This is a genomic window from Winslowiella toletana (assembly GCF_017875465.1).
Lineage (GTDB): Bacteria > Pseudomonadota > Gammaproteobacteria > Enterobacterales > Enterobacteriaceae > Erwinia > Erwinia toletana.
Map to the genome: position 1 here is coordinate 47,062 of NZ_JAGGMQ010000001.1, position 22,712 is coordinate 69,773.

17 protein-coding genes are annotated in these 22,712 nt (G+C 51.9%); 3 read left to right on the forward strand and 14 right to left on the reverse strand.

Going from position 1 to position 22,712, the window contains the following annotated elements; translation table 11 throughout:
- Positions 1 to 9: 9 nt before the first annotated feature.
- From J2125_RS00195 to araD, 3 genes are all read right to left on the reverse strand, one after another.
- A complete protein-coding gene (locus tag J2125_RS00195) occupies positions 10 to 5,661 on the reverse strand; it encodes a hypothetical protein (RefSeq protein ID WP_157819429.1) in 5,652 nt (1,883 codons plus the stop codon).
- Positions 5,662 to 5,828: 167 nt separating this feature from the next.
- A complete protein-coding gene (kdgT, locus tag J2125_RS00200; protein ID WP_026111543.1) occupies positions 5,829 to 6,812 on the reverse strand; it encodes a 2-keto-3-deoxygluconate transporter in 984 nt (327 codons plus the stop codon).
- A gap of 249 nt (positions 6,813 to 7,061) precedes the next feature.
- Positions 7,062 to 7,760: an L-ribulose-5-phosphate 4-epimerase gene (araD, locus tag J2125_RS00205; protein ID WP_026111542.1), complete on the reverse strand. Its 699-nt coding sequence runs from the start codon at positions 7,758 to 7,760 to the stop codon at positions 7,062 to 7,064.
- 400 nt (positions 7,761 to 8,160) lie between these two features.
- Between araD and osmB the strand changes: the two genes are divergently transcribed.
- Positions 8,161 to 8,379: an osmotically-inducible lipoprotein OsmB gene (osmB, locus tag J2125_RS00210; RefSeq protein ID WP_017799911.1), complete on the forward strand. Its 219-nt coding sequence runs from the start codon at positions 8,161 to 8,163 to the stop codon at positions 8,377 to 8,379.
- Positions 8,380 to 8,467: 88 nt separating this feature from the next.
- Here the strand turns inward: osmB and yciH are convergent, their stop codons facing one another.
- The 5 genes from yciH to pgpB form a co-directional block, all read right to left on the reverse strand.
- Entirely contained in the window at positions 8,468 to 8,794 is a 327-nt protein-coding gene (gene yciH / locus J2125_RS00215; RefSeq protein WP_017799910.1) for a stress response translation initiation inhibitor YciH, read from the reverse strand.
- Positions 8,794 to 9,513 carry an orotidine-5'-phosphate decarboxylase gene (pyrF, locus tag J2125_RS00220; protein ID WP_017799909.1) on the reverse strand — a complete coding sequence of 240 codons (720 nt, stop codon included), beginning with the start codon at positions 9,511 to 9,513 and terminating at the stop codon, positions 8,794 to 8,796. Before pyrF ends, yciH begins: the two co-directional genes overlap by 1 nt.
- A 236-nt stretch (positions 9,514 to 9,749) precedes the next feature.
- On the reverse strand, positions 9,750 to 10,919 hold the full coding sequence (gene lapB, locus J2125_RS00225) for a lipopolysaccharide assembly protein LapB (protein ID WP_017799908.1): 1,170 nt from the start codon (positions 10,917 to 10,919) through the stop codon (positions 9,750 to 9,752).
- 6 nt (positions 10,920 to 10,925) lie between these two features.
- Complete coding sequence (locus J2125_RS00230; protein WP_017799907.1) at positions 10,926 to 11,234, reverse strand: LapA family protein; 309 nt, start codon at positions 11,232 to 11,234, stop codon at positions 10,926 to 10,928.
- Between the two features lie 162 nt (positions 11,235 to 11,396).
- Positions 11,397 to 12,158 (reverse strand): phosphatidylglycerophosphatase B, encoded by a 762-nt coding sequence (gene pgpB, locus J2125_RS00235; RefSeq protein WP_017799906.1) that lies wholly within the window; start codon positions 12,156 to 12,158, stop codon positions 11,397 to 11,399.
- Between the two features lie 216 nt (positions 12,159 to 12,374).
- On the opposite strand from pgpB, the gene ribA reads away from it, so the two are divergent.
- The gene (gene ribA / locus J2125_RS00240) at positions 12,375 to 12,968 is read left to right on the forward strand and encodes a GTP cyclohydrolase II (protein WP_017799905.1); all 594 of its coding nucleotides are present in this window, start codon (positions 12,375 to 12,377) and stop codon (positions 12,966 to 12,968) included.
- A 37-nt stretch (positions 12,969 to 13,005) separates the two neighbouring features.
- On the opposite strand, the gene acnA is transcribed toward ribA, so the two are convergent.
- The 5 genes from acnA to topA form a co-directional block, all read right to left on the reverse strand.
- Positions 13,006 to 15,684, reverse strand: a complete 2,679-nt coding sequence (gene acnA / locus J2125_RS00245; RefSeq protein ID WP_017799904.1) for an aconitate hydratase AcnA — start codon at positions 15,682 to 15,684, stop codon at positions 13,006 to 13,008.
- Positions 15,685 to 16,147: 463 nt separating this feature from the next.
- Positions 16,148 to 16,321 (reverse strand): hypothetical protein, encoded by a 174-nt coding sequence (locus J2125_RS00250; protein WP_017799903.1) that lies wholly within the window; start codon positions 16,319 to 16,321, stop codon positions 16,148 to 16,150.
- 13 nt (positions 16,322 to 16,334) lie between these two features.
- Entirely contained in the window at positions 16,335 to 16,484 is a 150-nt protein-coding gene (locus tag J2125_RS00255; RefSeq protein ID WP_071590491.1) for a YmiA family putative membrane protein, read from the reverse strand.
- A 502-nt stretch (positions 16,485 to 16,986) separates the two neighbouring features.
- Entirely contained in the window at positions 16,987 to 17,961 is a 975-nt protein-coding gene (cysB, locus tag J2125_RS00260; RefSeq protein WP_017799902.1) for an HTH-type transcriptional regulator CysB, read from the reverse strand.
- Positions 17,962 to 18,188: 227 nt separating this feature from the next.
- On the reverse strand, positions 18,189 to 20,792 hold the full coding sequence (gene topA, locus J2125_RS00265) for a type I DNA topoisomerase (protein ID WP_017799901.1): 2,604 nt from the start codon (positions 20,790 to 20,792) through the stop codon (positions 18,189 to 18,191).
- Positions 20,793 to 21,197: 405 nt separating this feature from the next.
- Between topA and J2125_RS00270 the strand changes: the two genes are divergently transcribed.
- Positions 21,198 to 21,452 carry a DUF2498 family protein gene (locus tag J2125_RS00270; protein ID WP_017799900.1) on the forward strand — a complete coding sequence of 85 codons (255 nt, stop codon included), beginning with the start codon at positions 21,198 to 21,200 and terminating at the stop codon, positions 21,450 to 21,452.
- Positions 21,453 to 21,477: 25 nt separating this feature from the next.
- Here J2125_RS00270 and sohB read toward each other — a convergent pair whose 3' ends face one another.
- On the reverse strand, positions 21,478 to 22,527 hold the full coding sequence (gene sohB / locus J2125_RS00275) for a protease SohB (RefSeq protein ID WP_017799899.1): 1,050 nt from the start codon (positions 22,525 to 22,527) through the stop codon (positions 21,478 to 21,480).
- Positions 22,528 to 22,712: the final 185 nt, after the last annotated feature.

Sequence of the window (22,712 nt, forward strand, 5' to 3'; positions counted from 1 at the left end):
CCGGTGCAGTCAGCTAAATAAGCCATCCGTTAAAGGTGGCGAGATAACGCACAACAACTTATTTTCCCCCTGCGTGATCACCAGACCATGGCGAGTATCACTCAGGACATTGAGCGTATTTAAGGCTATTTTTTGCCATGCTTCACTGCCGCCAACCGGTTGATTTCTGACGCCAATGGCTGAACCCCAGCTGGACACCACCATGACATGGCGCATAAAGAATTGATCATCCGCTGCGTCTGATTTTTCCATAAATATCAGACGTGAACCTGGCGGCGCATTTAATAATTCCTGTTTGCTGCGCACCAGCTGAGAACCGGTGGCCATATATAGCCTAAAATGGTCTTCACGCGTCTCTTTTCGCAGGCGGTTAACATTTTCGCGATTCAGCATTCCGGCATGTGAGTAGAGCATCAGCACCTCCTCCCATGAAGAGTTGATGCCAATCATCGCGCCAGGTTGCGATATATACTGCTCCGCCAGCGTAATGACTTTTACCGCATCTTTATGTAATTCTGGCGCCCTCACCGGCATCACCGGCGGTATATGTGGCGAAGTCTGTATATGCAGGCTGTATAGATGATGATCGTAAGCGAGTACAAAACCATAAGTTTCGTCATTGACCCAGTTCGCGGTTTCCAGCCAGACAATCTCCCAGCCTTTTCCGCCACCGATTAGCTGATTATTCGCGCCAATCGCCTGCCCCTCTTCCAGCTGCATCAATGCATGTGACATTGGCGGTTTGCCCGGCCCGGCAGTCTGGTCCAGCAGTATCAATCGCGCGCCTGGCTGCATACGCTTCAGTTGCGCCGCATCCTCAATACGTGATGCCCCCTCACCAATAAAACAGTGATAATTATCGCTGCGGGTTTCGTCCCTTAACTGCTGCGCGGCGGAAAAGTTAATCAGCTCATGAGTCAGTTGCAGCTCAATAATCGGTAACCAGAATTTCTCCGTATCATTATTTAATGACAGGCGCGCATTGGCCTGCGCAGGAAATAACGCGTACTGATAGGCCAGGTCGAGGGTTTTTCGCCACTCCGGTTTGTTCTGAATTAACAGCGGCGTTACCACCAGCGGCCTGGCGCGGATTGATTGCATAATATCCGTCACCGTGTCGTTCTGGCTGGCCGGGGTGATGACCATGGCGATAGCATCAGCCGGGAAAGTCGCGGGCAACAGGTTGTCTGTCCCGCTGGCGTTATCGCCAAGCTTACGGATATCAATTCCCAGCAGCAGCGGCACGCGTGCGCCTTCGCTGCTTTGATTCAGCCATCGCCTGTTTTGATCCAGCCGTTCAATGCGTTTTTGTATCAGCGTATTGTTCGCATGGCGCTTTTGTCGCAGCAGCTGCTGATCTATTGCCGGATTATAGAGAATACTGCTGACAGATTGCCTGACGGCGGCGGTGATATTGTCTGGCAACCAGCTTTGTACCCGATCATTTAGCAGCACATCACGCGGCGCGGCATAATTGGTTACGGTGACATTGCCTTTATCGTCACTGCTCACCCCCATGAGTTCAGTGGCAACCATCCTGATATTACTGTCCGGAAAAGGGGTCGCGACCCTGCTGATATTTTGTCGCACCAGCAGATCGAACTCTTCTGCGAGCAGATCCACTCCGGCGATGGAACCCGTAGTATAAAGATAACTGAGGTTAAGGCTTAAGCTGTCCAGTTTAAGGATCTTTACATCCTCAAGAGATTCTTCGGTTTGTAAGGCATAGATATCTTGCAATACTTTTGACTGGCGGCGGTCGAGATCTTTTAATACATCTGCGGTAATCGCCCGGTGATACCAGGCAGGGCGAACCCGCAGACTGCGTCTGAGCATTTTAATGCTGCCACCGCGGCCGCCAATAAATGAGTGATACCAGTTTTTCGCCTGCTCCATATTATCAAACCATTTTATGCCGACGGCTTTATTGTGAAAGCGAGGCGCTATTTGCAATGAATTCAGCCATGTTTCTTCATTGGTAATCACATGTTCAATCCGCTCCGGTGTGGCATGCGAATCCAGACATATATTTTCGGTTGCCGTATAAACCGAATCGATATCCGGGTCCGGCGATATGATACGGATAAAATTGTGTGCACTGGGTTTCTTGTCAAGGTAATTACCCCAGCTTAACAGTGTGCCAATTTCCGTACGACGCCCCTTGCTGGTAAAGTAATTACGCAGATGTTCCAGGATTTTGTCCCGGTTGCTGAAGAGTGAAACCAGTTCTTTGTTTTCTGTGATCTGCGATTTTAAATAGTCCGGGAACTTTTCAATCTCATCTTTGATCAGCTCCACCGGAGCTGGTGCTTTGCTATCGATAAAGGGCAGTTCATAAGCATCGCCTACCGCAGGTGTCACCTCTGGAAAATCAATCGTGCGCATTAAAATATTTTTATATGCGGCGAAAAAACGCTTCGCGTAATCTTCGATTTTAATGGTGAAACTGCCTGGCAGCTGATGATAGGGAATCGAGACCGCCTTTTTTCCCTGATGCACCATACCCATAATCATCCTCGCACCGTGCTGGTTAAGCAGGTAACTTACCCCTTCAGCTGCGATGCTGAGTAAAGCCTGCATCAGCGCTTTATGCTGTTCCTGTGGTCGGTCAGCAATACGCCACTGAAACAGGCGGGGAAAAATCGTAAACGCCGTATTTAACACCGCGCTACTGCGCCAGCTGGAGATTTCCGCCAGCAATTTCGACGCGGTGCCAACCCCACCGCTGGCCGAGGTAATTGCTACCGGAATCGAGAAGAAACTGATTAACATGCCAATTGTATCGAAAGTTTCAATTAAGGTATTGATGCGATGCTCTTGATCGGTTAAGACAAGAAAATTCATATCCTTTTTTAATCCTGCGGCTAAATTAAGCAGCAGATCTTTCTCCAGCCATGACGTTTTTAGCAGTTTGAGAATGCATTTATCTTCACTGGCTTCTAACCATGTTTTTCTGATAAACGCTTTGCCATGAAACTCTACCTGATAACGACCGGATGTATTAATAATGATAGTGTTGTCGTAGATGCCTGATTTATTATGCGCCTTTTCCCTGCCCGCGATGGGCAGACTTTTCTCCAGTAGCGCCAGTAGCGCCTGCGCTTGTTTCTTGTCATAAAACGAAATTGCAGATAATCGATCAATTTTCACCGGGAAGATGCGGTTATCCCATAATGAGATAATAATTCCGTTATCGCTGCCGTTTTTTTCAACCCCGATATACACCATATTATGTAAGGGATAACCAAACCAGCTTAGCTGATAAAACTCACCCTTTTTGATGGCGTCATGGATCGCAGCAGCGGTAAAAGGGATTTTATTCGCTCTCTGCTGCTGCCAGACATGTTCGAGGGCATTATTAAACAGAGTCTCATATAAACTCAGCATGCCTTTTCTGATGTCATTATCGGCAAACGTCTGCTGTAGTTCCTGCATAAACATGGACTGCAAATTGATATCCAGTATCTCTTTTTTCAGCGCGTCATCGACGCCAGCTGGAAATTCAATCAGCATACTTTCGGGGCGCACCGGGCCACGCTTATAAGCATCGGTAAAAATATCCTGCAACGTCCAGTCGCCCCCCTCCTCGTTTAACAGCGGTTGCAGCGTACCATCATAAGTGGCATTGATCGGGATATGCTGTCGGCTAAGGGTCGATGGCATACGCAGATAAATTTTGACTTTCGTGTCAGCTTTCAGCTGGTTCGGATCCGCGCCATACAGGGTGACAATCGTGCTAATTTTATTGCTGATCCAGGTCCGGGCATCCCAGACTGGCGATTTCAGCCGCTGGGTAATTTCGGCCATTTTTTCCATGCTTAAGCGCCCCAGCCCCACGCCTAACTGCCATGCAGCCCATTGATTTTGCGGGGTGTTCCACTCCATTGGCGCTGAAGCATTATAGGCTGGCCAGGCATTACCACTCAGATGATGATGAACATCATCCGCTAAGTGTTTACTCCAGCCCGGATGAAAATTAAGTAGCAGTTGCGGATTATCCAGTTCGGCTTCATCTATTAACTGTAGTGCCTGCTCCAGCGGCACCTCCCTGTCCAGCACCTCACGGATGGGTCGCCGGTGTACTTGTGAAATGATGACATTCGGATAGCGTTCAATCTGTTCAGGATACTTAAAGCGCAGCGATGCCATAAAGTCGTCAACGTTGATCTGTTCGGTACTGCTATTCGCGACTTCAGCTGGCCACAGGGAGGACGTGGCGTTTAATTCTGTTGCTGACAGTCCGGGCAGTGGCCATGCCGATGCACTACCGGTGTTGCCGGGCGTTAACAGCCATGTCGCCAAAACTGAGAGCGTGGAGGTGAGCTGATGGCCCCATCCCGATACTGCTGGCGGCAAAATATTGGTCACGGCCTGCAATTTTGCCGTCACAGGTTCGGTTTGCGCCAGCTGTTGCTGCCCTCCTTTGATCACCAGCGCCGCCAGTTCATCGTCACCACGTGCGACAGCATCCGTTGCCAGCATGGTTACCATGTCGTCTGGACCGGCTAATAACTGCAACGCCAGCGGACGCACCTGCGCCGGGAGGGTTACCCCCTGCAATATCATCGGTGTGTCTCCACTCTCCAGTTGCAAACGCGTGTACATCTCTCCGCGTTCTCCCAGCACCAGTGAACGTGACAGCTGCGCCCCCTGCCCGCCAGTGGTGTTCAGCGACGGCGTGCCGAGCTGAGCGGCGCAACCCACCGCAATATTGACTGGCCACGTCTCTGGTTTCAGCAGCTCATAGCAATGTTCAATCTGCACCAGCAACGCGTGATTTTGCTGCGCCGCCATATTTATTGCGCTATTCACCTGCCATTGATGCGCAGCCATCACCGCTAACAAAGAAGCAGTCTCAGGCTGCGGCGCGACAGATTCGGTTTTTTTGCCGCTCAGCGGCAGAGATTTTTCCAGCCAGCTATTCACCATGCCCCATAGCTGTTTATCACTTAGCGCGCTGCGTGAGAATTCGGTTGCTGGCTGAGCGCCATCCAGCCGCATCAGCCAGTGATGAAGCTGTATTTTCAGTTCACTGCTCAGCGCATTGAGTACGCCCTGCTGCTGGATTTGCCACAACAATTGCGTGGCCCACAGCGCCACCGGCAGCAATGGGTGCAGGCGAGTGAGAGAATTGAGCACAGCGGGCAAGCGCAATAATTGTGGCAACAGCACAGCGCTGATGTCTGTCTGTCGTTTCGCTCTCGCCTGGCAGATTTCATCAACCAACAGGTTATACAGTTCCGATCGGTTGCGTTCGATCCATGCAAGATTCAGCTGTGGAAGATTTAGCGCATAACTGGCCAGCTGCCGCAGCTGCTCGCCGTTCAGCACCGGCTCAATCATCGCTGGCAACCAGTGCCCAGGTTGTACCGGATGCTGTGCGCCAGGCTGCATTAAATGCCGGGCACTGGCGTCACCCAGCCGCTGACGCAGCGAGCGGACAAATTCTCCGGCGGTCTGACACTGAGTAAACGAGAGTTCGCAAGCCTGCCGCCAGGCCTGCTCCTGGTCGGGGATCGGCGCCGCAAAAAGCTGGCAGGCGGTATTAACCACGCGTTTTAATAATCCGGGATGGGAGTTACTGCTGGCCGGGGTCATTTCCGGTGCTGCTGCCGAAGCATAGAAAGCGGTGTGATCTGGCTGTTGATTGATTTCGTTCAATGTCATCGTCCCTGAAGATTATTGATATCCTTTCTGCACAAAGCTCCGTTGTGCAGTAATAAAGATAGTCGGAAATAACGGTTCTTCCAGGCACTGATATTCTCAACAGATTATTCCGGCAGGATGTTGCTTTTCCGACCCGCAGGTCGGAAAAGCGTTAAATACGACTATTTAATTGCGGCATGCTGACTGGAGGAGGCTTTCGCGGTTTTCACCCGTTTCGAATACATCGCCGTGAGAATTGGCACCAGCACGGAGGTGACAATCACCGATGTGGCCACCAGTGCGGTAGCGGCAGGCGCGACCGGCTTAAACTGCGGCACCATTTCGGCAATCAGTACCGGCGTGGCCACCGCTGCGCCAGCGGAACTGGATGCGGCGATACCGGCAGTACCATCGCCACCGCCAATCAGGCGATCGGCCAGAATCAGCGGAATGCCGGTAACAATAATTACCGCAATGCCCAGCGCCACACCCAGCAATCCGGTCTGAGCGATCACCGCCAGATTGATGGTGTTGCCCAGCGCAAAAGCAAAGAAAGGAATCAGCGTATGCACCGCTTTACTGAAGAATTCGCGCAGTTCCGGATCGAGATTGCCTAACGCAAAGCCGACCAGGAATGGCAGCACCGCACCGACAAATACGTGCGGTTCAAAAGAGGCAATGCCCGCCGTGCCAAGGATCACCATGGTCATCAGCGGGCCGGACTCTAATGACATCAGTACAAAGGCGCCCGCCTCTTCTTTGCTGCCATACTGCTGCATAATTGAGGCATACAGACCGCCATTGGTCATATCCATGGCGGCCACCAGCGCCAGCGTAGAAAGTCCGGCCAGCATACCCACTTCAAAGCCGTTTTCCGGGATCAGGTGCGAAGCAATGGCCGCTACCACCCACGCCACCGCAATTTTCGTTAATACCAGCGTGCCGGACTTACGCAATACGGTGCCGGTGGCGCTGAGCTTAATCGACGCCCCCATACAGAAAAACCACACCGCGAGGATCGGCACAGTGCCGGTCATCAGCCCATTGGTGAATGACCCAAAGTATTTCCCGGAATCTGGCGCGAACGTATGGCAGACAGCGCCAATAAATAGCGGAATCAGCATCATTCCGCCGGGGATTTTGTCTATTGCTCTTTTAATTTGCATGTTGTTTTTTCACCTGCAATGAGAAGGAAAAAAGATTATTTGCATCTGCCCAGTGGGCCGGTGACAGCAACATAGCGTGAAAAAAAAGGCAGAAAAGTGATCTCATCGATATTTATGAAACATCGTTTCATATTTAAAGGAAGAGAATTTCATTTTATTGATCTGACAGGGGTAAAATGCATCATCACTCGGGTTGACCACGACAAAAAAGGGCAGCCTGATGGCTGCCCTTTAGCATGATATGGCCGTTTATTTCTGTCCGTACCAGGCATTAGCGCCATGCTTACGCAGGTAATGTTTATCTAACAACGCCTGCTGCATCGGTGGCAGCTCGGGGGTCAGTTGCAGACTGAAGATGCCCATATAGGCCACTTCTTCAAGTACCACCGCGCTGTGCACCGCATCACTGGCGTTTGCGCCCCAGGCAAAAGGGCCATGAGAGTTGACCAGTACCGCCGGTACTTCCAGCGGCGAAAGCTGGCGTTCACGCAGTGTCTCGATAATCACCTGTCCGGTTTCCCATTCATAACGATCGATGATTTCACTGTTATGCATTTTACGCGTACAGGGGATATCGCCATAGAAATCATCAGCATGCGTGGTGCCCCATGCCGGAATATCCCGACCGGCCTGCGCCCAGATGGTGGCATGGCGGGAATGGGTATGCACAATGCCACCAATTTCCGGCCAGGCAAGGTAGAGCGCGCGATGCGTATCGGTATCAGATGAGGGGCGTTTGCTGCCTTCGACCACTTCGCCGCTCTGCAGCGCCACCACCACCATATCATCTGCCGTCATGGCCTCGTAGCTGACACCGGAAGGCTTGATCACCAGCAGACCGCTGCTGCGATCGATTGCGCTGACGTTACCCCAGGTAAAAGTCACCAGCCCGTAACGTGGCAGCGCCAGATTGGCTTCCAGCACCTGTTGTTTCAGTTGTTCCAGCATCACAAAACTCTCCATTGACCACATTAGCTTTATTCTGGTGGGGCTGTGCGTTACTGGCTATGGAGCGGATGGCTGTATTAAAGGGAGAAAGTGGCTGTCAGCGCCATTTTCTGCAGTGAATTGAGAATTTTTACCCTGTCAGAGGTATCGCTTATGGCTAAACTATTCATATGCAATAGCCCATAGGGTGATAGTTACCCTGCTAACATTTTTCCCCTGGGTATCGTTGCTTGCTGTCGCTGCAAAATAAGACCGCCAGTTATTGAGATTTTTTTCAGTTTTGATAGCAAGGACAGGGAACTTGATCGTTCGAAATATGCAGCCAGCGGACCTGAATACAGAGAACGCCAACTATACTGAAAGGGTTGCCTCTGTGAGTAACAATTAAGGAGAAGTCATTATGTCAATTAACGCCAAACGCATCACTGCTGCTGTACTGGCCGCTACTCTGGTTCTCTCGTTGAGCGCCTGTTCCAACTGGTCAAAGCGTGATCGTAATACAGCAATTGGCGCCGGTGCCGGTGCTATCGGTGGTTCAATCCTGACCAACGGTAGCGGTTTAGGTACCATCGGTGGCGCTGCGGTGGGTGGTATTATCGGTCATCAGGTCGGTAAATAACCCTAACCAGATCCTCATCATAAGAAAAAGCTCTGGCTTTACGCAGCGCATCTACCTTCAAGGCCGCGATATCGCGGCCTTTTCACGGCTAACCGCCAGCCAGCTTAACCTTCATCCCTCTGGCTTCCAGCAGGCTTTTCAGTAAGTCACGTTTATCGCCCTGAATCTCAATGATGCCCTCTTTGACCGCGCCGCCACAGCTGCATTTTTTCTTCAGCTCTGCCGCCAGTTTTGCCAGCGCGTCATCATCAAGGTCAATCCCGCTAATCAGGCACACGCCTTTGCCCTTTCGTCCGCTGGTCTGGCGCTGAATGCGCACTATACCGTCGCCTTTGGGGCGAGCCACTTTTTCCTGCGGCTGCTCAATACGCCCGCTGTCTGTCGAATAGACTAAGCGGCTGTTATTGTCATTCATTATGCCCCCTGCAGCTCAGCAAGAATGGTCTGTAGCTTCTGCGCCGGATCGTCAGACTGGGTCAGCGGACGGCCAATCACCATATAGTCCACTCCGGCCTGCTGCGCCTGCTGCGGCGTCATAATCCGGCGCTGATCGTCGGCGGCACTGCCAGCCGGACGGATGCCCGGCGTGACCAGTTTAAAATCTGCGCCAAATGCGTTTTTAAATCTGACCGCTTCCTGCGCCGAGCAGACTACCCCATCAAGGCCACAGTCGCGCGCCAGACGCGCCAGGCGTTCGGCATGATCCGCCGGAGAGAGGTCGATACCGATATCGCGCAAATCATCTGCATCCATACTGGTCAGCACGGTAACCGCAATCAGTAATGGAGCGTCTTTACCAAACGGCAGTAAAGCTTCACGCGCGGCATTCATCATCCGCGCCCCGCCGCTGGCATGAACATTCACCATCCAGACGCCAAGTTCAGCGGCGGCGGCGACGGCATGAGCGGTAGTATTCGGGATATCGTGGAATTTCAGGTCGAGGAAGATGTCAAAACCGCGCTGCTGTAAATCACGCACCAGCTGTGGACCAAACAGCGTAAACATCTCTTTGCCCACTTTCAGGCGGCAGGAGGCCGGGTCCAGGCGGTCGACAAACGCCATGGCGCGCTGGCGATCGGCATAATCCAGCGCCACCAGAATCGGCGACCCGGTAACAGTGTGAGATGGTGACATGAGTAATCCCTCTGACAGTGAACTGTGGAGCACCGGCACGGCGCGACAGGCAAACGGCAAGCATTCTACATGCGCTCTCCGTCAGGCACCAGCGCAAAGCCGATATTAATTTAAACCCTGGCCACCCCTGCCAGACGCTGGCATCGCGAGGTTTAAGCTGCCCGCTAAGTAGTAATAGTTATAGTATGTTGTAACTAAAGTCGGCGCAAAAAAACTCCCGTTCCCGGGAATTTCTGTTACTGGCCATCAAGACCACGAATCGGTTTCACTGAAGACCAGGCCCGGCAGGATGGACAGTGCCAGTAAAGCGCATGAGCGGTAAAGCCGCATTTATGGCAGCGATAGCGCGGCTTGGTGCGAATCTGCTCGCCAACCATATCGCGCAGCACCATCAGGCTATCTTTCGCCCTGCCATCTTCCGCTTCATGCAGGTGGAAATCCATCAGACGGTGGAACACACGCATGGTGGGATGACGCTGCAACTGGCGGTTAATATATAACTGCGCCACTTCCGCCCCCTCATGCTGTTCGAGGATATCGGACAAATAGAGTTCAGCCAGCGCACCGGTATTCTCTTCCACGCAGCGGCGCAGATAATCGGCCCAGGCCTGCGGTTGATTAAGACGCTGAAAACAGGTTTCCAGCATCTCCAGCGTTTCACTGACCAGCTCTTTATCCTGTTCAATAACTCGTTGCAGATGGTTCAGCGCTTTGGCGTCTTCACCCTGCGCCATCAGAATACGTCCCATCATAATTGACACGCGCGCACTCTGACGATCGGCCGCCTCGGCTTTTTTCAGCAGGTTCATCGCGCGATCGAGATCGTCGCTGCCCATCGCCTGTAGCGCCAGTTCACAATAGAAGTGGGCGATCTCCATTTTCTGACGATCTTTGCCCAGCTTTACCAGCCGTTCGGCAACATCAATCGCTTTTTGCCAGTCGCTGGTGGCCTGATGGATCAGCAACAACTGCTGCAACGCGCCAATGCGGAAATCAGTTTCATCAATCAGCTGGGCAAACATATCTTCGGCACGGTCATACATCCCGGCGGCCATATAGTCGCGACCAAGCTGCTGCACCGCCAGCAAGCGCTGATCATAGGTGAGCGAGGCACTCTCCATTAATGACTGATGAATGCGGATGGCGCGATCGACCTCCCCCCGTGAACGAAACAAGTTGCCGAGAGTCAGGTGAGCTTCCACCGTCCCGCTGTCCTCTTTCAACATATCAAGGAACAGATCGACCGCTTTATCCTGCTGATTGGACAGCAGGAAGTTAACGCCAGCAACATAGTCACGTGACAGACGGCTTGCTTCCTGTTGCTTATCCTGTTGCGCACTGCGGCGCCCCATATACCAGCCGTAAGCGGCAGCAACAGGCAATAACAGAAACAGCAATTCCAACATAAGGGGTTATTCCTTGACGGCAGGGACACGTGACGTTGTCACGGGTGCTTCTGCCTCGCCCAGCTGCTGCTGAAGACGTTTAAGCTTGCGTTGCGAATTAGCCAGAGCAACGCGGACACGCAGCCAGAACAGGCCGCAAATCGCCCAGCCCAGTAAAAAACCAACGGCAAAAAGCGTGGCCAGCAGGGTCGAAATCCGATACTCACCGGCAGCCAGCAGGAAATTAAAAGGAACCACCTGGTCGTTGTGCGCACCTAACGTCACCGAGATGACGAAAACCACCAAAACCAGTAAAAAAATCAGCAAATATTTCACATTTCATCCCGTAATTTGGTGTTAACCAAAGAATTATGCCAAAAATCTCGCCCGGATGCTGCATGTAAAATGGCTTTAGCGATCCTGGCGGCGAGGATTGCGCCTTCAGTCCCCACTTCATTTAACTGTTATGGGGGCGCAATACCCCATTTACAATCGTGGCTATTCATCCTCGCGCTGACGTATCTCCTGCTGCTCCTGCGGCGGCACGGTGAGCGGTCCGCAAACCCGTTGCGCCAGCCAGGTGGCCAGCGTCACCAGTAACCAGCTAATCAGGGTGGCGACCACCAGATCCCGCGGCCAGTGCATTCCCAACAGCATCCGGCTGCCCATTACTCCACTCGCCCATAACAGTAGCAGCACCACGGTTTTTACATGACGCCGTGGCCACAACAGACCGACGCCGAGTAGCGCCCAGCTGGCGGCAAACATAGTATGGCCGGAAGGAAAGGCAAAGCCCGTTTCAAACGCCCAGTGTTTCTTCAGCCATACTGGCAGCTGTCTGTCATCTTCCAGCAGCTGAGTCACCATTTTGCCGCGCGCCTTGCGTTTCAGCTCATAAAAGGCGTTTTCATTGACGCCATGGCTCTTTTCCAGCCACAACACATAGGGACGCGGCTCCTGCACACGGTCTTTAATAAATGATTTGGTGTACTGGCCGGCAAGGATGGCGGCGACCATAATCACTAACAGAAAGATGGCCGGTTTAAGGCGAAAACGCAGGCACCATAGAAACCAGCCACACAGAATAATACTGGTGACCACTCCCCACGGGCTGGTCACCGTTTCGGTCATCCAGAACAGCACGCGCAGGCCAAAGCCTGCTGAACCAGGCTGCCACTGCCAGCCGGAAATCCAGACACCCAGCGGCATAAGTAATAACAACAGCGCACCGAAGGCAGTACGCTTAGCAATATCTAACATGATGCATCCTTGTGAAGAAGACGGTTCCGGCATAACTTCTTGCTTAAAATTAATAAGCTAACTATCAGGTTGCTTATCGTGCCTTTGTGCATTTAAATTAGCGCAATTCTGAGAATGAGCGTGACAATTATGGCAAAATAGTCGGGTTTTCATGAATCATTTTGCCAGGGCCCGAACGTGACAGACGGGTCTGATACGATGTTTGCGGAGAGTCACATGCAGCTTAAACGGGTGGCAGAAGCCAAACTGCCAACGCCATGGGGAGATTTCCTGATGGTAGGTTTTGAAGAATTGGCAACCGGGCATGACCATCTTGCTCTGGTTTATGGCGATATTGCTAATAACGATCCAGTACTGGCGCGCGTTCACTCCGAGTGTCTGACCGGGGACGCCCTGTTCAGTTTACGTTGCGATTGCGGTTTTCAGCTCGAAGCCGCGTTAAATACGATTGCCGAAACCGGACGAGGTATTCTGCTCTATCATCGCCAGGAAGGTCGTAATATCGGCCTGCTGAATAAAATTCGCGCTTATGCGTTGCAGGATAAAGGCTACGATACCGTTGAGGCCAATCACCAGCTCGGCTTTGCCGCAGATGAACGTGACTTTACCCTGTGCGCTGATATGTTCAAATTGCTTGGCGTTAATGAAGTGCGCCTGCTGACCAATAATCCACGTAAAGTGGAGATCCTGAGTGAAGCCGGGATTAATATTGTTGAGCGTGTACCGCTGATTGTCGGACGTAATCCGAAAAATGCCCATTATCTCGATACGAAAGCGGCTAAAATGGGCCATTTATTGCCGAAAGAGTAAGCTATTTAGCCGGGCAATAACTGCCCGGCTCTGTTGCCTAATCGCGCAACATATTGCGAATCACATAGTGCAGAATGCCGTCGTTGCGGTAATAGGTCAGCTCATTACCGGTATCAATACGACAACGGGTATCAATCAGTTGCTGGCTGCCATCGGCCCGCGTCAGCCTCACGACCACTGAGCCCCCCGCCTGTAACTGCGTCAGATTTTCCACATCAATTTGCTCATCACCGGTCAGGTTCAGCGTTTTACGCGTCATACCTTGCGGGAACTCCAGCGGCAAAATCCCCATGCCAATCAGGTTAGAACGGTGAATACGCTCGAAAGATTCGGCGATCACCACACGTACGCCCAGCAGGCGCGGCCCTTTCGCCGCCCAGTCGCGGCTGGAACCGGAACCATACTCTTTACCGGCAATCACCGCCAGCGGCACGCCTTCCTGCTGATACTGCATCGCGGCATCATAGATATCCAGCGGCTCATCGCCCGGCACATGCCGGGTCACACCACCTTCAACCCCCGGCACCATTTCATTGCGGATACGAATATTGGCAAAGGTGCCGCGCATCATCACTTCGTGGTTGCCGCGTCGTGAACCGTAGGAGTTAAAATCGCCACGCTCAACACCATGTTTCAGCAGATAGCGTCCTGCCGGACTCTCCGCTTTAATGCTCCCTGCCGGCGAAATATGGTCAGTGGTGACCGAATCGCCGAGCATCGCCAGAATGCGCGCGCCTTTAATATCTTTCACCGCTTCAGGCTGTTTACCCATATCGTCAAAGAATGGAGAGAGACGGATATAGGTGGAATCTTCATCCCAGTCATAGGTGGCGGCTTCACTGACCTGAATCTGCTGCCACTCCGGGGTGCCTTCAAACACTTCCGCATACTCCTTGCGGAACATATCGGTCGATACCTGCTGCACCGCTTCGGCAATCTCTTCCGGGGATGGCCAGATATCTTTCAGATATACCGGCTTACCGGTGAGATCTTCACCCAGCGGCTCGCTCTGCAGATTAATATTCATATTTCCGGCCAGCGCATAGGCCACCACCAGCGGCGGCGAGGCCAGCCAGTTGGTTTTCACATAAGGATGAATGCGCCCTTCAAAATTACGGTTGCCGGAAAGTACCGCGCCAACCGTCAGATCGCCCTGCTTAATCGCCCGTTCAATGGCGTCCGGCAGCGGACCGGAGTTACCAATACAGGTGGTACAACCGTAACCCACAAGGTTAAATCCCAGCTTATCGAGATAAGGTGTCAGCCGCGCCACCGCCAGATAATCGGAAACCACTTTCGAACCTGGCGCCAGCGAGGCTTTGACCCAGGGTTTACGGTCCAGTCCCCGTTCCAGCGCTTTTTTCGCCAGCAGACCCGCCGCCATTAACACGCTGGGATTGGAAGTATTGGTACAGGAGGTGATTGCGGCGATGACCACCGCGCCATCTTTCAGCTGATGCTGCTGGCCGTTATCACTGTAACTGACTGCGGTATGCGGCTTCAGCGCCTGATTGACTTCCAGCTGATTGCTCTGCTGAAAGGCGCGCGGCACATCGCCCAGTGATACGCGATCCTGCGGGCGTTTGGGGCCGGCGAGACTCGCCTCAACCGTCGCCATATCCAGCGCCAGCGAACTGGTAAATACCGGCTCATCGCCATGATTGCGCCACATGCCCTGATGCTTAGCATAGGCTTCAACCAGCGCCACCTGCCCGGTGCTGCGTCCGGTAAGCTTCATATAGCTAAGGGTAATGTCATCAATCGGGAAGAAACCGCAGGTGGCGCCATATTCCGGCGCCATATTGGCGATGGTTGCGCGATCCGCCAGCGGCAGATCGTCAAGACCATCACCATAAAATTCGACAAATTTACCCACCACGCCGTGTTTACGCAGCATCTGGGTGACGGTCAGTACCAGGTCAGTGGCGGTAATGCCGGGCTGAAGTTTGCCGGTAAGCTTAAAGCCGACCACATCGGGGATCAGCATCGATACCGGTTGTCCAAGCATCGCGGCTTCCGCCTCAATGCCGCCCACACCCCAGCCCAGTACGCCCAGCGCATTGATCATGGTGGTATGGGAGTCGGTGCCGACGAGGGTGTCGGGATACGCGACCTCTTTGCCATCGAGTTGTTCATGCCAGATAGCTTTACCCAGATACTCAAGGTTTACCTGATGGCAAATACCGGTGCCAGGCGGCACTACGCTGAATTTATTGAACGCTTTTTGCCCCCAGCGCAGAAAAACGTAGCGTTCATGGTTACGTTCCATCTCCAGCCGTACGTTCTCTTCAAAGGCATTATCATCGCCAAAACGGTCAACGGTGACCGAGTGGTCAATGACCAGATCAACTGGCGACAGCGGATTCACTTTCGCTACATTGCCGCCGAGGCGTTTGACCGCTTCACGCATCGCCGCCAGATCAACAACCGCTGGCACGCCGGTAAAATCCTGCATCAGCACGCGCGCCGGACGATAGGCAATTTCGCGGTCGGCATGGGCATCTTGCAGCCAGCCCACCAGCGCCTGAATATCTTCACTGGTAACGGAATCGCCATCCTGCCAGCGCAGCAGGTTTTCCAGCAGCACTTTCAGTGATTTAGGTAAGCGGGAGAGATCACCAAGCTGTTGCGCGGCGCGTGGGAGACTAAAAAAATGATAGCGCTGGCCATCAACGTCCAGTGTGTCCTGGCTGGTTTCGCGTAGGGTTAACGACATAACTCCTCCTTATAATTATCTGGCAACAAAAACCCGAGTGATTACAGGGTTAGTCTTAAAGATAGTATAAACAGGCGTTAACGTTTTGATAACAACACGAAATGACAACAGAAGTAACATTCGTTAAAACTAAAACGCCCCAATGAAATTAATCATTGAGGCGCATCTTTAACATTTAATGCAATTTTATTGCATTATTACCCACGCGACGCTAGCCCAAATAGCCAGAGAAAACGCGAAAGTAGTAAACCAGGAAATAGGTGCAATATTCATTATTAACTCGCTAAGACCGGTGTCCGGTCAATCGGGTGTACAACATAAATCAAATTGCGCCAGGCAAATCTGATTTCACCGTTTTAGTGCAAAGGGCTGTAAGCAGCCCGAGCCGAAAGCAAGGCTCTGAATTGGGTAAATCTATTTGAATTGTTATGTCAGCCACGCGGGGTGATGCTGATAATTGCTGCTATTTACTTTTTTTATCGTCGATCATTGATTCGATAAAGCTGCGTTGCAAGTTGCTCAGACTCCAGGAGTCCGGGATGCAGACGTCTTCATCGGCTTTATGATTGCTTTTGCAATAACCGGATTTCATATCACGTACTTGTTGAGGCTTACGTATCAGTGCCTGTTCAAACATGATTCAACCCTCACTAGCTCCAAATCATCCATGCAACAACAACCCAAAACAGCGCTGATGCAGCAAATACCGTCAACCATGCAAGACGGCGAGTATAACTACGACGTTCATGTCTGGTCGCTTTCTCCCGAATCACGGGCTGTACAGTTAATCTAGTAGCCATAGTTTTTGATAATCACTCTCATTAGAAACGATTGTTAACACCAATCAAGATTTAGGACGAATCCTAAACAGTTTGTTTCTCAAAATCCAGCTATTTTTACTGCGCCCATCGATTAACACTATTTATCAAAACTAAACCGGCCGATAAGCGAAATTAAAGTTACTGACAAAATAAAAATATAACTTTAACTCAAATATTTTCCGGATAATTCGAGATTAGTTCCATATTTTAATGGAGTCTTTAACTTACCTCCTTTCCTGATATGGCTCTGTATTCTCTTGATAACTGGAGTATGGGAATTATCCTGGCAGCGCGCAAAGACTGCCATTGAAAAGTGTGTACTGTTTCGCATTTAGAAAGAAACAATAGGAAAACATGTGATACATGTTTCATTTACAGAAAAATAGTAACTGGTGTTTATCTTACCAGCACAAAGTCGTACCAATGGTTATAAAAAAAGGCCGCTTTGCGGCCAGTTCGACGGATTGAACAAACGCAGCGGCTATTTCGCCGGCAGTTTGATGTCCTTAAACATCGCTTCAATATCTTCATTGGAGCGCAGCGCAACCGCCGTATCCACCACGTCACGCGTCAGGTGTGGCGCAAAGCGCTGAATAAAATCATACATATAGCTGCGTAAAAAGGTGCTGCGACGGAAGCCTATTTTGGTGGTGCTGTAGGTAAATATATCGGTCGCTTCAATACGCACCAGGTCCGGATCGGAGACCGGATCAACCGCCATGCTGGCAATCACCCCGACGCCCAGTCCTAAACGGACATAGGTTTTAATCACATCTGCATCCGTGGCGGTAAACACGATACGTGGCGTCAAACCCGCGCGGTTAAAGGCGGTGTCCAGTTCAGAGCGGCCGGTAAAACCGAAGGTGTAGGTCACTAATGGGTATTCTGCAAGTTCCTCGATTGAAACTTTCGTTTTACCCGCTAATGGATGATCGGGGGTCACCACGATAGCGCGGTTCCAGTGGTAACACGGCAGCATAATTAAATCGTCGTATAAATGCAGCGCTTCAGTGGCGATGGCAAAGTCAGCATTACCTTTGGATACCGCTTCCGCAATCTGTGTTGGCGATCCCTGATGCATATGCAGTGACACCCGTGGGTAGCGCTCAATAAAACCTTTAATCACGCCGGGTAGTGCGTAACGTGCCTGCGTATGGGTGGTCGCGACATACAGCGAACCTTTATCTGGCCAGGTATGCTCACCGGCAACCGCTTTGATCGCATCAACCTTGGACAGCACTTCACGCGCGATGCGGATAATCTCCTCACCGGCAGGCGTTACCTGCGTCAGGTGTTTACCGCTACGGGCAAAAATCTGGATGCCCAGCTCATCCTCCAGCATTCTCACCTGCTTACTGATGCCAGGCTGGGAGGTGTAAAGCCCTTCAGCGGTTGAAGAGACATTCAGATTGTGGTTAACCACTTCAACGATATAACGCAGCTGCTGCAATTTCATTGTTCGATTCCATCCAGGGTTAAGCAACACGCCGAATACCTGCGAAGACCGCAGCAGTGTGTGTTTACGCGGAGGAGATCGCTGAGGTTGACGTTTAAATGCACTAAGAGTGGGGGTAAGTCTGTATCTATAACAACTATATCATTTTTCTTAAATATGTATAGCTTTTCGCTATAAGGGGGGGTGGGTGCCACTGGCACGGGCGGCGATAACGCCGCCCGTATCAATTACTTCTTCTTAGTCACCTGCCATTTGCCATCAACAAAGAACGCGGACCAGCCGGTGGCTTTGCCCTCTTTCTCTGAACTGACGTACTGCTGTTTAGTTTTGCGACTAAAGCGTACTACGGTGGCATTGCCTTCGTCATCGGCTTCCGGCGCATCGGCCAGATAGCGCAGTTTCTCCGGCAGACGGTCTTTAAAGCGTTTCAGCTCAGCCACCAGTGGCGCACGGGTTTCACGAGATTTCGGGAAGGTATTCGCCGCAAGGAACACTCCGGCAGCGCCATCACGCAACACAAAGTAAGCGTCCGACTTCTCGCACTGCAGTTCTGGTAACGGCACCGGATCTTCTTTCGGTGGCGCAACATCACCATTGCGCAGGATCTTGCGGGTGTTTTTACAGTCGTCATTGGTGCAGGCCATGTATTTACCGAAACGTCCCATTTTCAGGTGCATTTCAGAACCACATTTCTCACACTCAACAATCGGACCGTCATAACCTTTGATGCGGAACTCACCCTGCTCGATTTCATAACCGTCACAGCCCGGGTTGTTACCACACACATGCAGCTTGCGCTGGTTATCGATCAGATAGCTGTCCATCGCGGTGCCACACTTCTGGCAACGATGGCGGGCACGCAGGGCGTTGGTTTCCGCATCATCCCCTTCCAGAATATTGAGAACTTCATTTTCCGGAATCAGGTTGATGGTCTGCTTACAGCGCTCTTTCGGCGGTAAAGCATAACCGGAACAGCCAAGGAACACGCCGGTGCTGGCAGTACGGATCCCCATCTGGCGGCTACAGGTCGGGCAGTCGATAGTGGTCAGCACCATCTGGTTTGGCTGCATGCCGCCCTCTTCAGGATCTTTTTCTGCCTGTTCAAGCTGCTGACTGAATTCACCAAAGAACTTATCCAGTACGCCTTTCCACTGCGCCTGATTGTTCGCCACTTCGTCGAGGCTGCTTTCCATATGCGCGGTGAAGTCGTAATTCATCAGCTCACGGAAGTTAGACTCTAAACGGTCAGTAACAATCTCACCCATTTTTTCCGCGTAGAAACGGCGGCTTTCAACGCGCACATAACCGCGATCCTGAATGGTGGAGATAATCGAAGCATAGGTCGATGGACGGCCGATACCGCGTTTTTCCAGCTCACGCACCAGCGAGGCTTCGCTGAAACGCGCAGGCGGTTTGGTAAAGTGCTGACTGGGTTTCAGCTGTTGCAGGCTGAGCTCTTCGCCAACGTTTACTGGCGGCAGGGTACGATCTTCATCGCCCTTACGCAGTGCTGGCATTACTTTAGTCCAGCCATCGAAACGCAGCGTGCGGCCTTTCGCCTTCAGTTTAAAATCACCGGCGGTTACGGTCAGCGTGGTGGAGTCATACTGCGCAGGCATCATCTGACAGGCGACAAACTGGCGCCAGATCAGCTGATAGAGTTTTTGCGCATCAGCTTCCATATCTTTCAGCTGTTCGGCCTGCACATTCACATCAGAAGGACGAATCGCTTCGTGCGCTTCCTGTGAATTATCTTTGCTGGCGTAGGTGAGCGCATCTTTCGGCAGATATTTCGCGCCGAAACTCTCTTTCACATAATCACGCACCATCGCCACCGCATCCTGACTCAGGTTGGTGGAGTCAGTACGCATATAGGTGATATGACCCGCTTCATACAGGCGCTGCGCCATCATCATGGTTTTCTTTACGCCGAAGCCCAGACGGGTGCTCGCCGCCTGTTGCAGCGTCGATGTAATATAAGGTGCGCCCGGCTTGCTGCTGGTCGGCTTATCTTCGCGGTCAGATACCACATAGCGCGCTTTTTCCAGCAGGCTGACGGCGGCGTGGGTCTGCTCACCGTTAACCGGACGGAACGGCTTATCACCCTGATGGGTGACCTGCATCGGCAGATCGCTGCCTTTCGGCGTGGTCAGATCGGCATCCAGTTCCCAGTACTCTTCCGGAACAAAGGCTTTAATCTCGCGCTCACGCTCCACCACCAGACGCACCGCAACCGACTGTACGCGGCCAGCGGAGAGTCCACGGGCAATCTTTTTCCACAGCAGCGGCGAGACCATATAACCCACCACGCGGTCCATAAAACGACGCGCCTGCTGAGCGTTAACCCGATCAATATTCAGCTCGCCCGGTTTCTCGAACGCCTGTTGAATCGCATTTTTGGTAATTTCGTTAAATACCACGCGGCTGTAGCGTGATTCATCGCCACCGATCACTTCCCGCAGGTGCCAGGCAATGGCTTCCCCTTCGCGGTCAAGGTCCGTTGCGAGATAGATATGGTCAGCATTTTCAGCTAACGATTTCAGCTCGGCGACCACTTTCTCTTTACCGGGCAAAATCTGATAATCGGCTTCCCAACCATGATAAGGGTCGACGCCCATACGGCTGACTAATGCCGCTTTTTCGTCCTTCTTAACCTTTTTCTTGGGGGTTTTACTGGTTGTAGAGTCAGCGCTCTTTTTAACTGTTGAACCACTGGTCGGCAAATCGCGTATATGACCGACGCTGGATTTAACCACGTAGTCATTACCGAGATATTTATTGATTGTTTTGGCCTTTGCCGGGGACTCAACTATTACGAGAGCTTTACCCATATTTACCTTTACCTAATGAAAACTTCCGAATGTAGTGGCGGCGCTTATCGGGACATTTGCAGCGCGATAATGATATTGCAGCGGTGCTGAGTCATTTCAACCCTGCGACGCCAGACTGCATATTACCGTAAATGCGTCACTCCAACCCGCTGATTAACGACATCTTTTAGCTTAACACTCGCATCTGCTGGTTCATCAATAAACCCTGTTTTACGCCCGGAACCAGAAACGCCCACACTGTACCTGATAAAATCTGATACGCAACTTAATTAGCATCTCAGGCAAGTTTATGCCAGTCAGCGCCCCGTTTTGCGCCGATGAAAAACCGCGCACAGGGTTTGCCGATTTCGTTTGCAGGCAAGTAATATAGAAGGAAATCACGATTTGTAAAAAGGAGATTAAAATATGTACGCTGAAACACAGCCAATTGACGCTGCGGCTCTGCTGGTAAAAGCCAATACGATGATCGCTGAACATGAGAACTATTTCGCTGGCATGGAAGCCACCGCCGTCGAACAGAATGGCAATATTCTGGTATTTCGCGGCAACTATTTTCTCGATGAACAAGGCTTGCCCACCAGCAAAAGCACCACGGTATTTAACGTGTTTAAATTTCTGGCGCTGCAACTCTCCGCGCAGTATCACCTGAAGGAAGAGTAAGGCCCGGCAAACCGGGCCTCAGTGATTACAGCAGTGGCTTTTCACCGCGCTGCCAGAACTTTAACAGCAGACGCTCAGCACTGGCTGCAGCGCTGCTGGTAAAGCGGTCCATCATGCGTTTACGTCGTACGTAACGCACCGCAATCACCTCAAACTTATCCATTTCGGCGATAATCAGATCATCGCTGGTGCCGATATTGTCAATCAGACCCTTTTCCAGCGCCTGGCGACCGTACCAGTGCTCGCCGGTTGCGACCTGATCGATATCCAGTGACGGACGCATCTCATGAACAAACTGCTTAAACAGCAGATGGGTTTCATTCAGATCTTCACGAAATTTCTCACGCCCCTGCTCGGTGTTTTCACCAAACAGCGTCAGCGTCCGTTTGTATTCACCGGCGGTATGCAGCTCCACATCAATATCGTTGCGTTTCAGCAGGCGATTAAAGTTCGGGATCTGCGCCACGACGCCAATCGAGCCAATAATCGAGAACGGCGCCGCGACGATGCGATCGGCCACACAGGCCATCATATAGCCGCCGCTGGCCGCCACTTTATCCACCGCCACGGTCAGGCGAATGCCCTTCTGCCGTAATCGCTCCAGCTGCGAGGAGGCCAGACCATAACCGTGCACCACGCCGCCCGGACTCTCCAGCCGCAACAGCACTTCGTCACTGGCGCTGGCCACCGCCATCACCGCCGAAATCTCTTCACGCAGTGAAGCCACTTCGCCGGCATCCATACTGCCTTTGAAATCCAGCACCCACAGCGTGGACTTGCCGCTTTCACTCTTCAGGCCCTGCTTTGCACGCTGTTTAGCGACTTTTGCTTCCTGCTTATCCTGCTTCTTACGCGACTTATGCCACAGTTTCTGATCATGATGCTTCATCTTCGCCAGCATCAACTGATCTTTCATCTCGCGATATTGATCGCCCAGATCGGTGACCTTTAACTGTCCGCTTTGCGCGCGTTTGCGCTGTGCCAGATTGACAAAAATGATCGCAATGGCAGCAATCGCCACGACCACCGTCACTGTTTTGGCTAAAAACAATCCATAATATGAGAGTAATTCCACTCAATCCGCCTTGATTTACATAGCATTAGGGGCCAGCCCTTAGTTTAGCTGACTGGATGCGCTTCGTCGCCTGATTCAGTGTGTAACAGCCCGAATTGCCCCCTGTCAGCATTGAACTCGCTGCTTTTTTCAGGCATAAAACACTTTATTCATGACGCGCCACTCTCTATTGCCAGAGTTATTTA

What these genes read in the sequence shown, in the direction of transcription:
- kdgT (WP_026111543.1), bottom strand. Translation starts at nt 6,812, where the DNA reads ATGCAAATTAAAAGAGCAATAGACAAAATCCCCGGCGGAATGATGCTG.
- araD (WP_026111542.1), bottom strand. Translation starts at nt 7,760, where the DNA reads ATGCTGGAACAACTGAAACAACAGGTGCTGGAAGCCAATCTGGCGCTG.
- osmB (WP_017799911.1), top strand. Translation starts at nt 8,161, where the DNA reads ATGTCAATTAACGCCAAACGCATCACTGCTGCTGTACTGGCCGCTACT.
- yciH (WP_017799910.1), bottom strand. Translation starts at nt 8,794, where the DNA reads ATGAATGACAATAACAGCCGCTTAGTCTATTCGACAGACAGCGGGCGT.
- pyrF (WP_017799909.1), bottom strand. Translation starts at nt 9,513, where the DNA reads ATGTCACCATCTCACACTGTTACCGGGTCGCCGATTCTGGTGGCGCTG.
- lapB (WP_017799908.1), bottom strand. Translation starts at nt 10,919, where the DNA reads ATGTTGGAATTGCTGTTTCTGTTATTGCCTGTTGCTGCCGCTTACGGC.
- pgpB (WP_017799906.1), bottom strand. Translation starts at nt 12,158, where the DNA reads ATGTTAGATATTGCTAAGCGTACTGCCTTCGGTGCGCTGTTGTTATTA.
- ribA (WP_017799905.1), top strand. Translation starts at nt 12,375, where the DNA reads ATGCAGCTTAAACGGGTGGCAGAAGCCAAACTGCCAACGCCATGGGGA.
- acnA (WP_017799904.1), bottom strand. Translation starts at nt 15,684, where the DNA reads ATGTCGTTAACCCTACGCGAAACCAGCCAGGACACACTGGACGTTGAT.
- J2125_RS00250 (WP_017799903.1), bottom strand. Translation starts at nt 16,321, where the DNA reads ATGTTTGAACAGGCACTGATACGTAAGCCTCAACAAGTACGTGATATG.
- J2125_RS00255 (WP_071590491.1), bottom strand. Translation starts at nt 16,484, where the DNA reads ATGGCTACTAGATTAACTGTACAGCCCGTGATTCGGGAGAAAGCGACC.
- cysB (WP_017799902.1), bottom strand. Translation starts at nt 17,961, where the DNA reads ATGAAATTGCAGCAGCTGCGTTATATCGTTGAAGTGGTTAACCACAAT.
- topA (WP_017799901.1), bottom strand. Translation starts at nt 20,792, where the DNA reads ATGGGTAAAGCTCTCGTAATAGTTGAGTCCCCGGCAAAGGCCAAAACA.
- J2125_RS00270 (WP_017799900.1), top strand. Translation starts at nt 21,198, where the DNA reads ATGTACGCTGAAACACAGCCAATTGACGCTGCGGCTCTGCTGGTAAAA.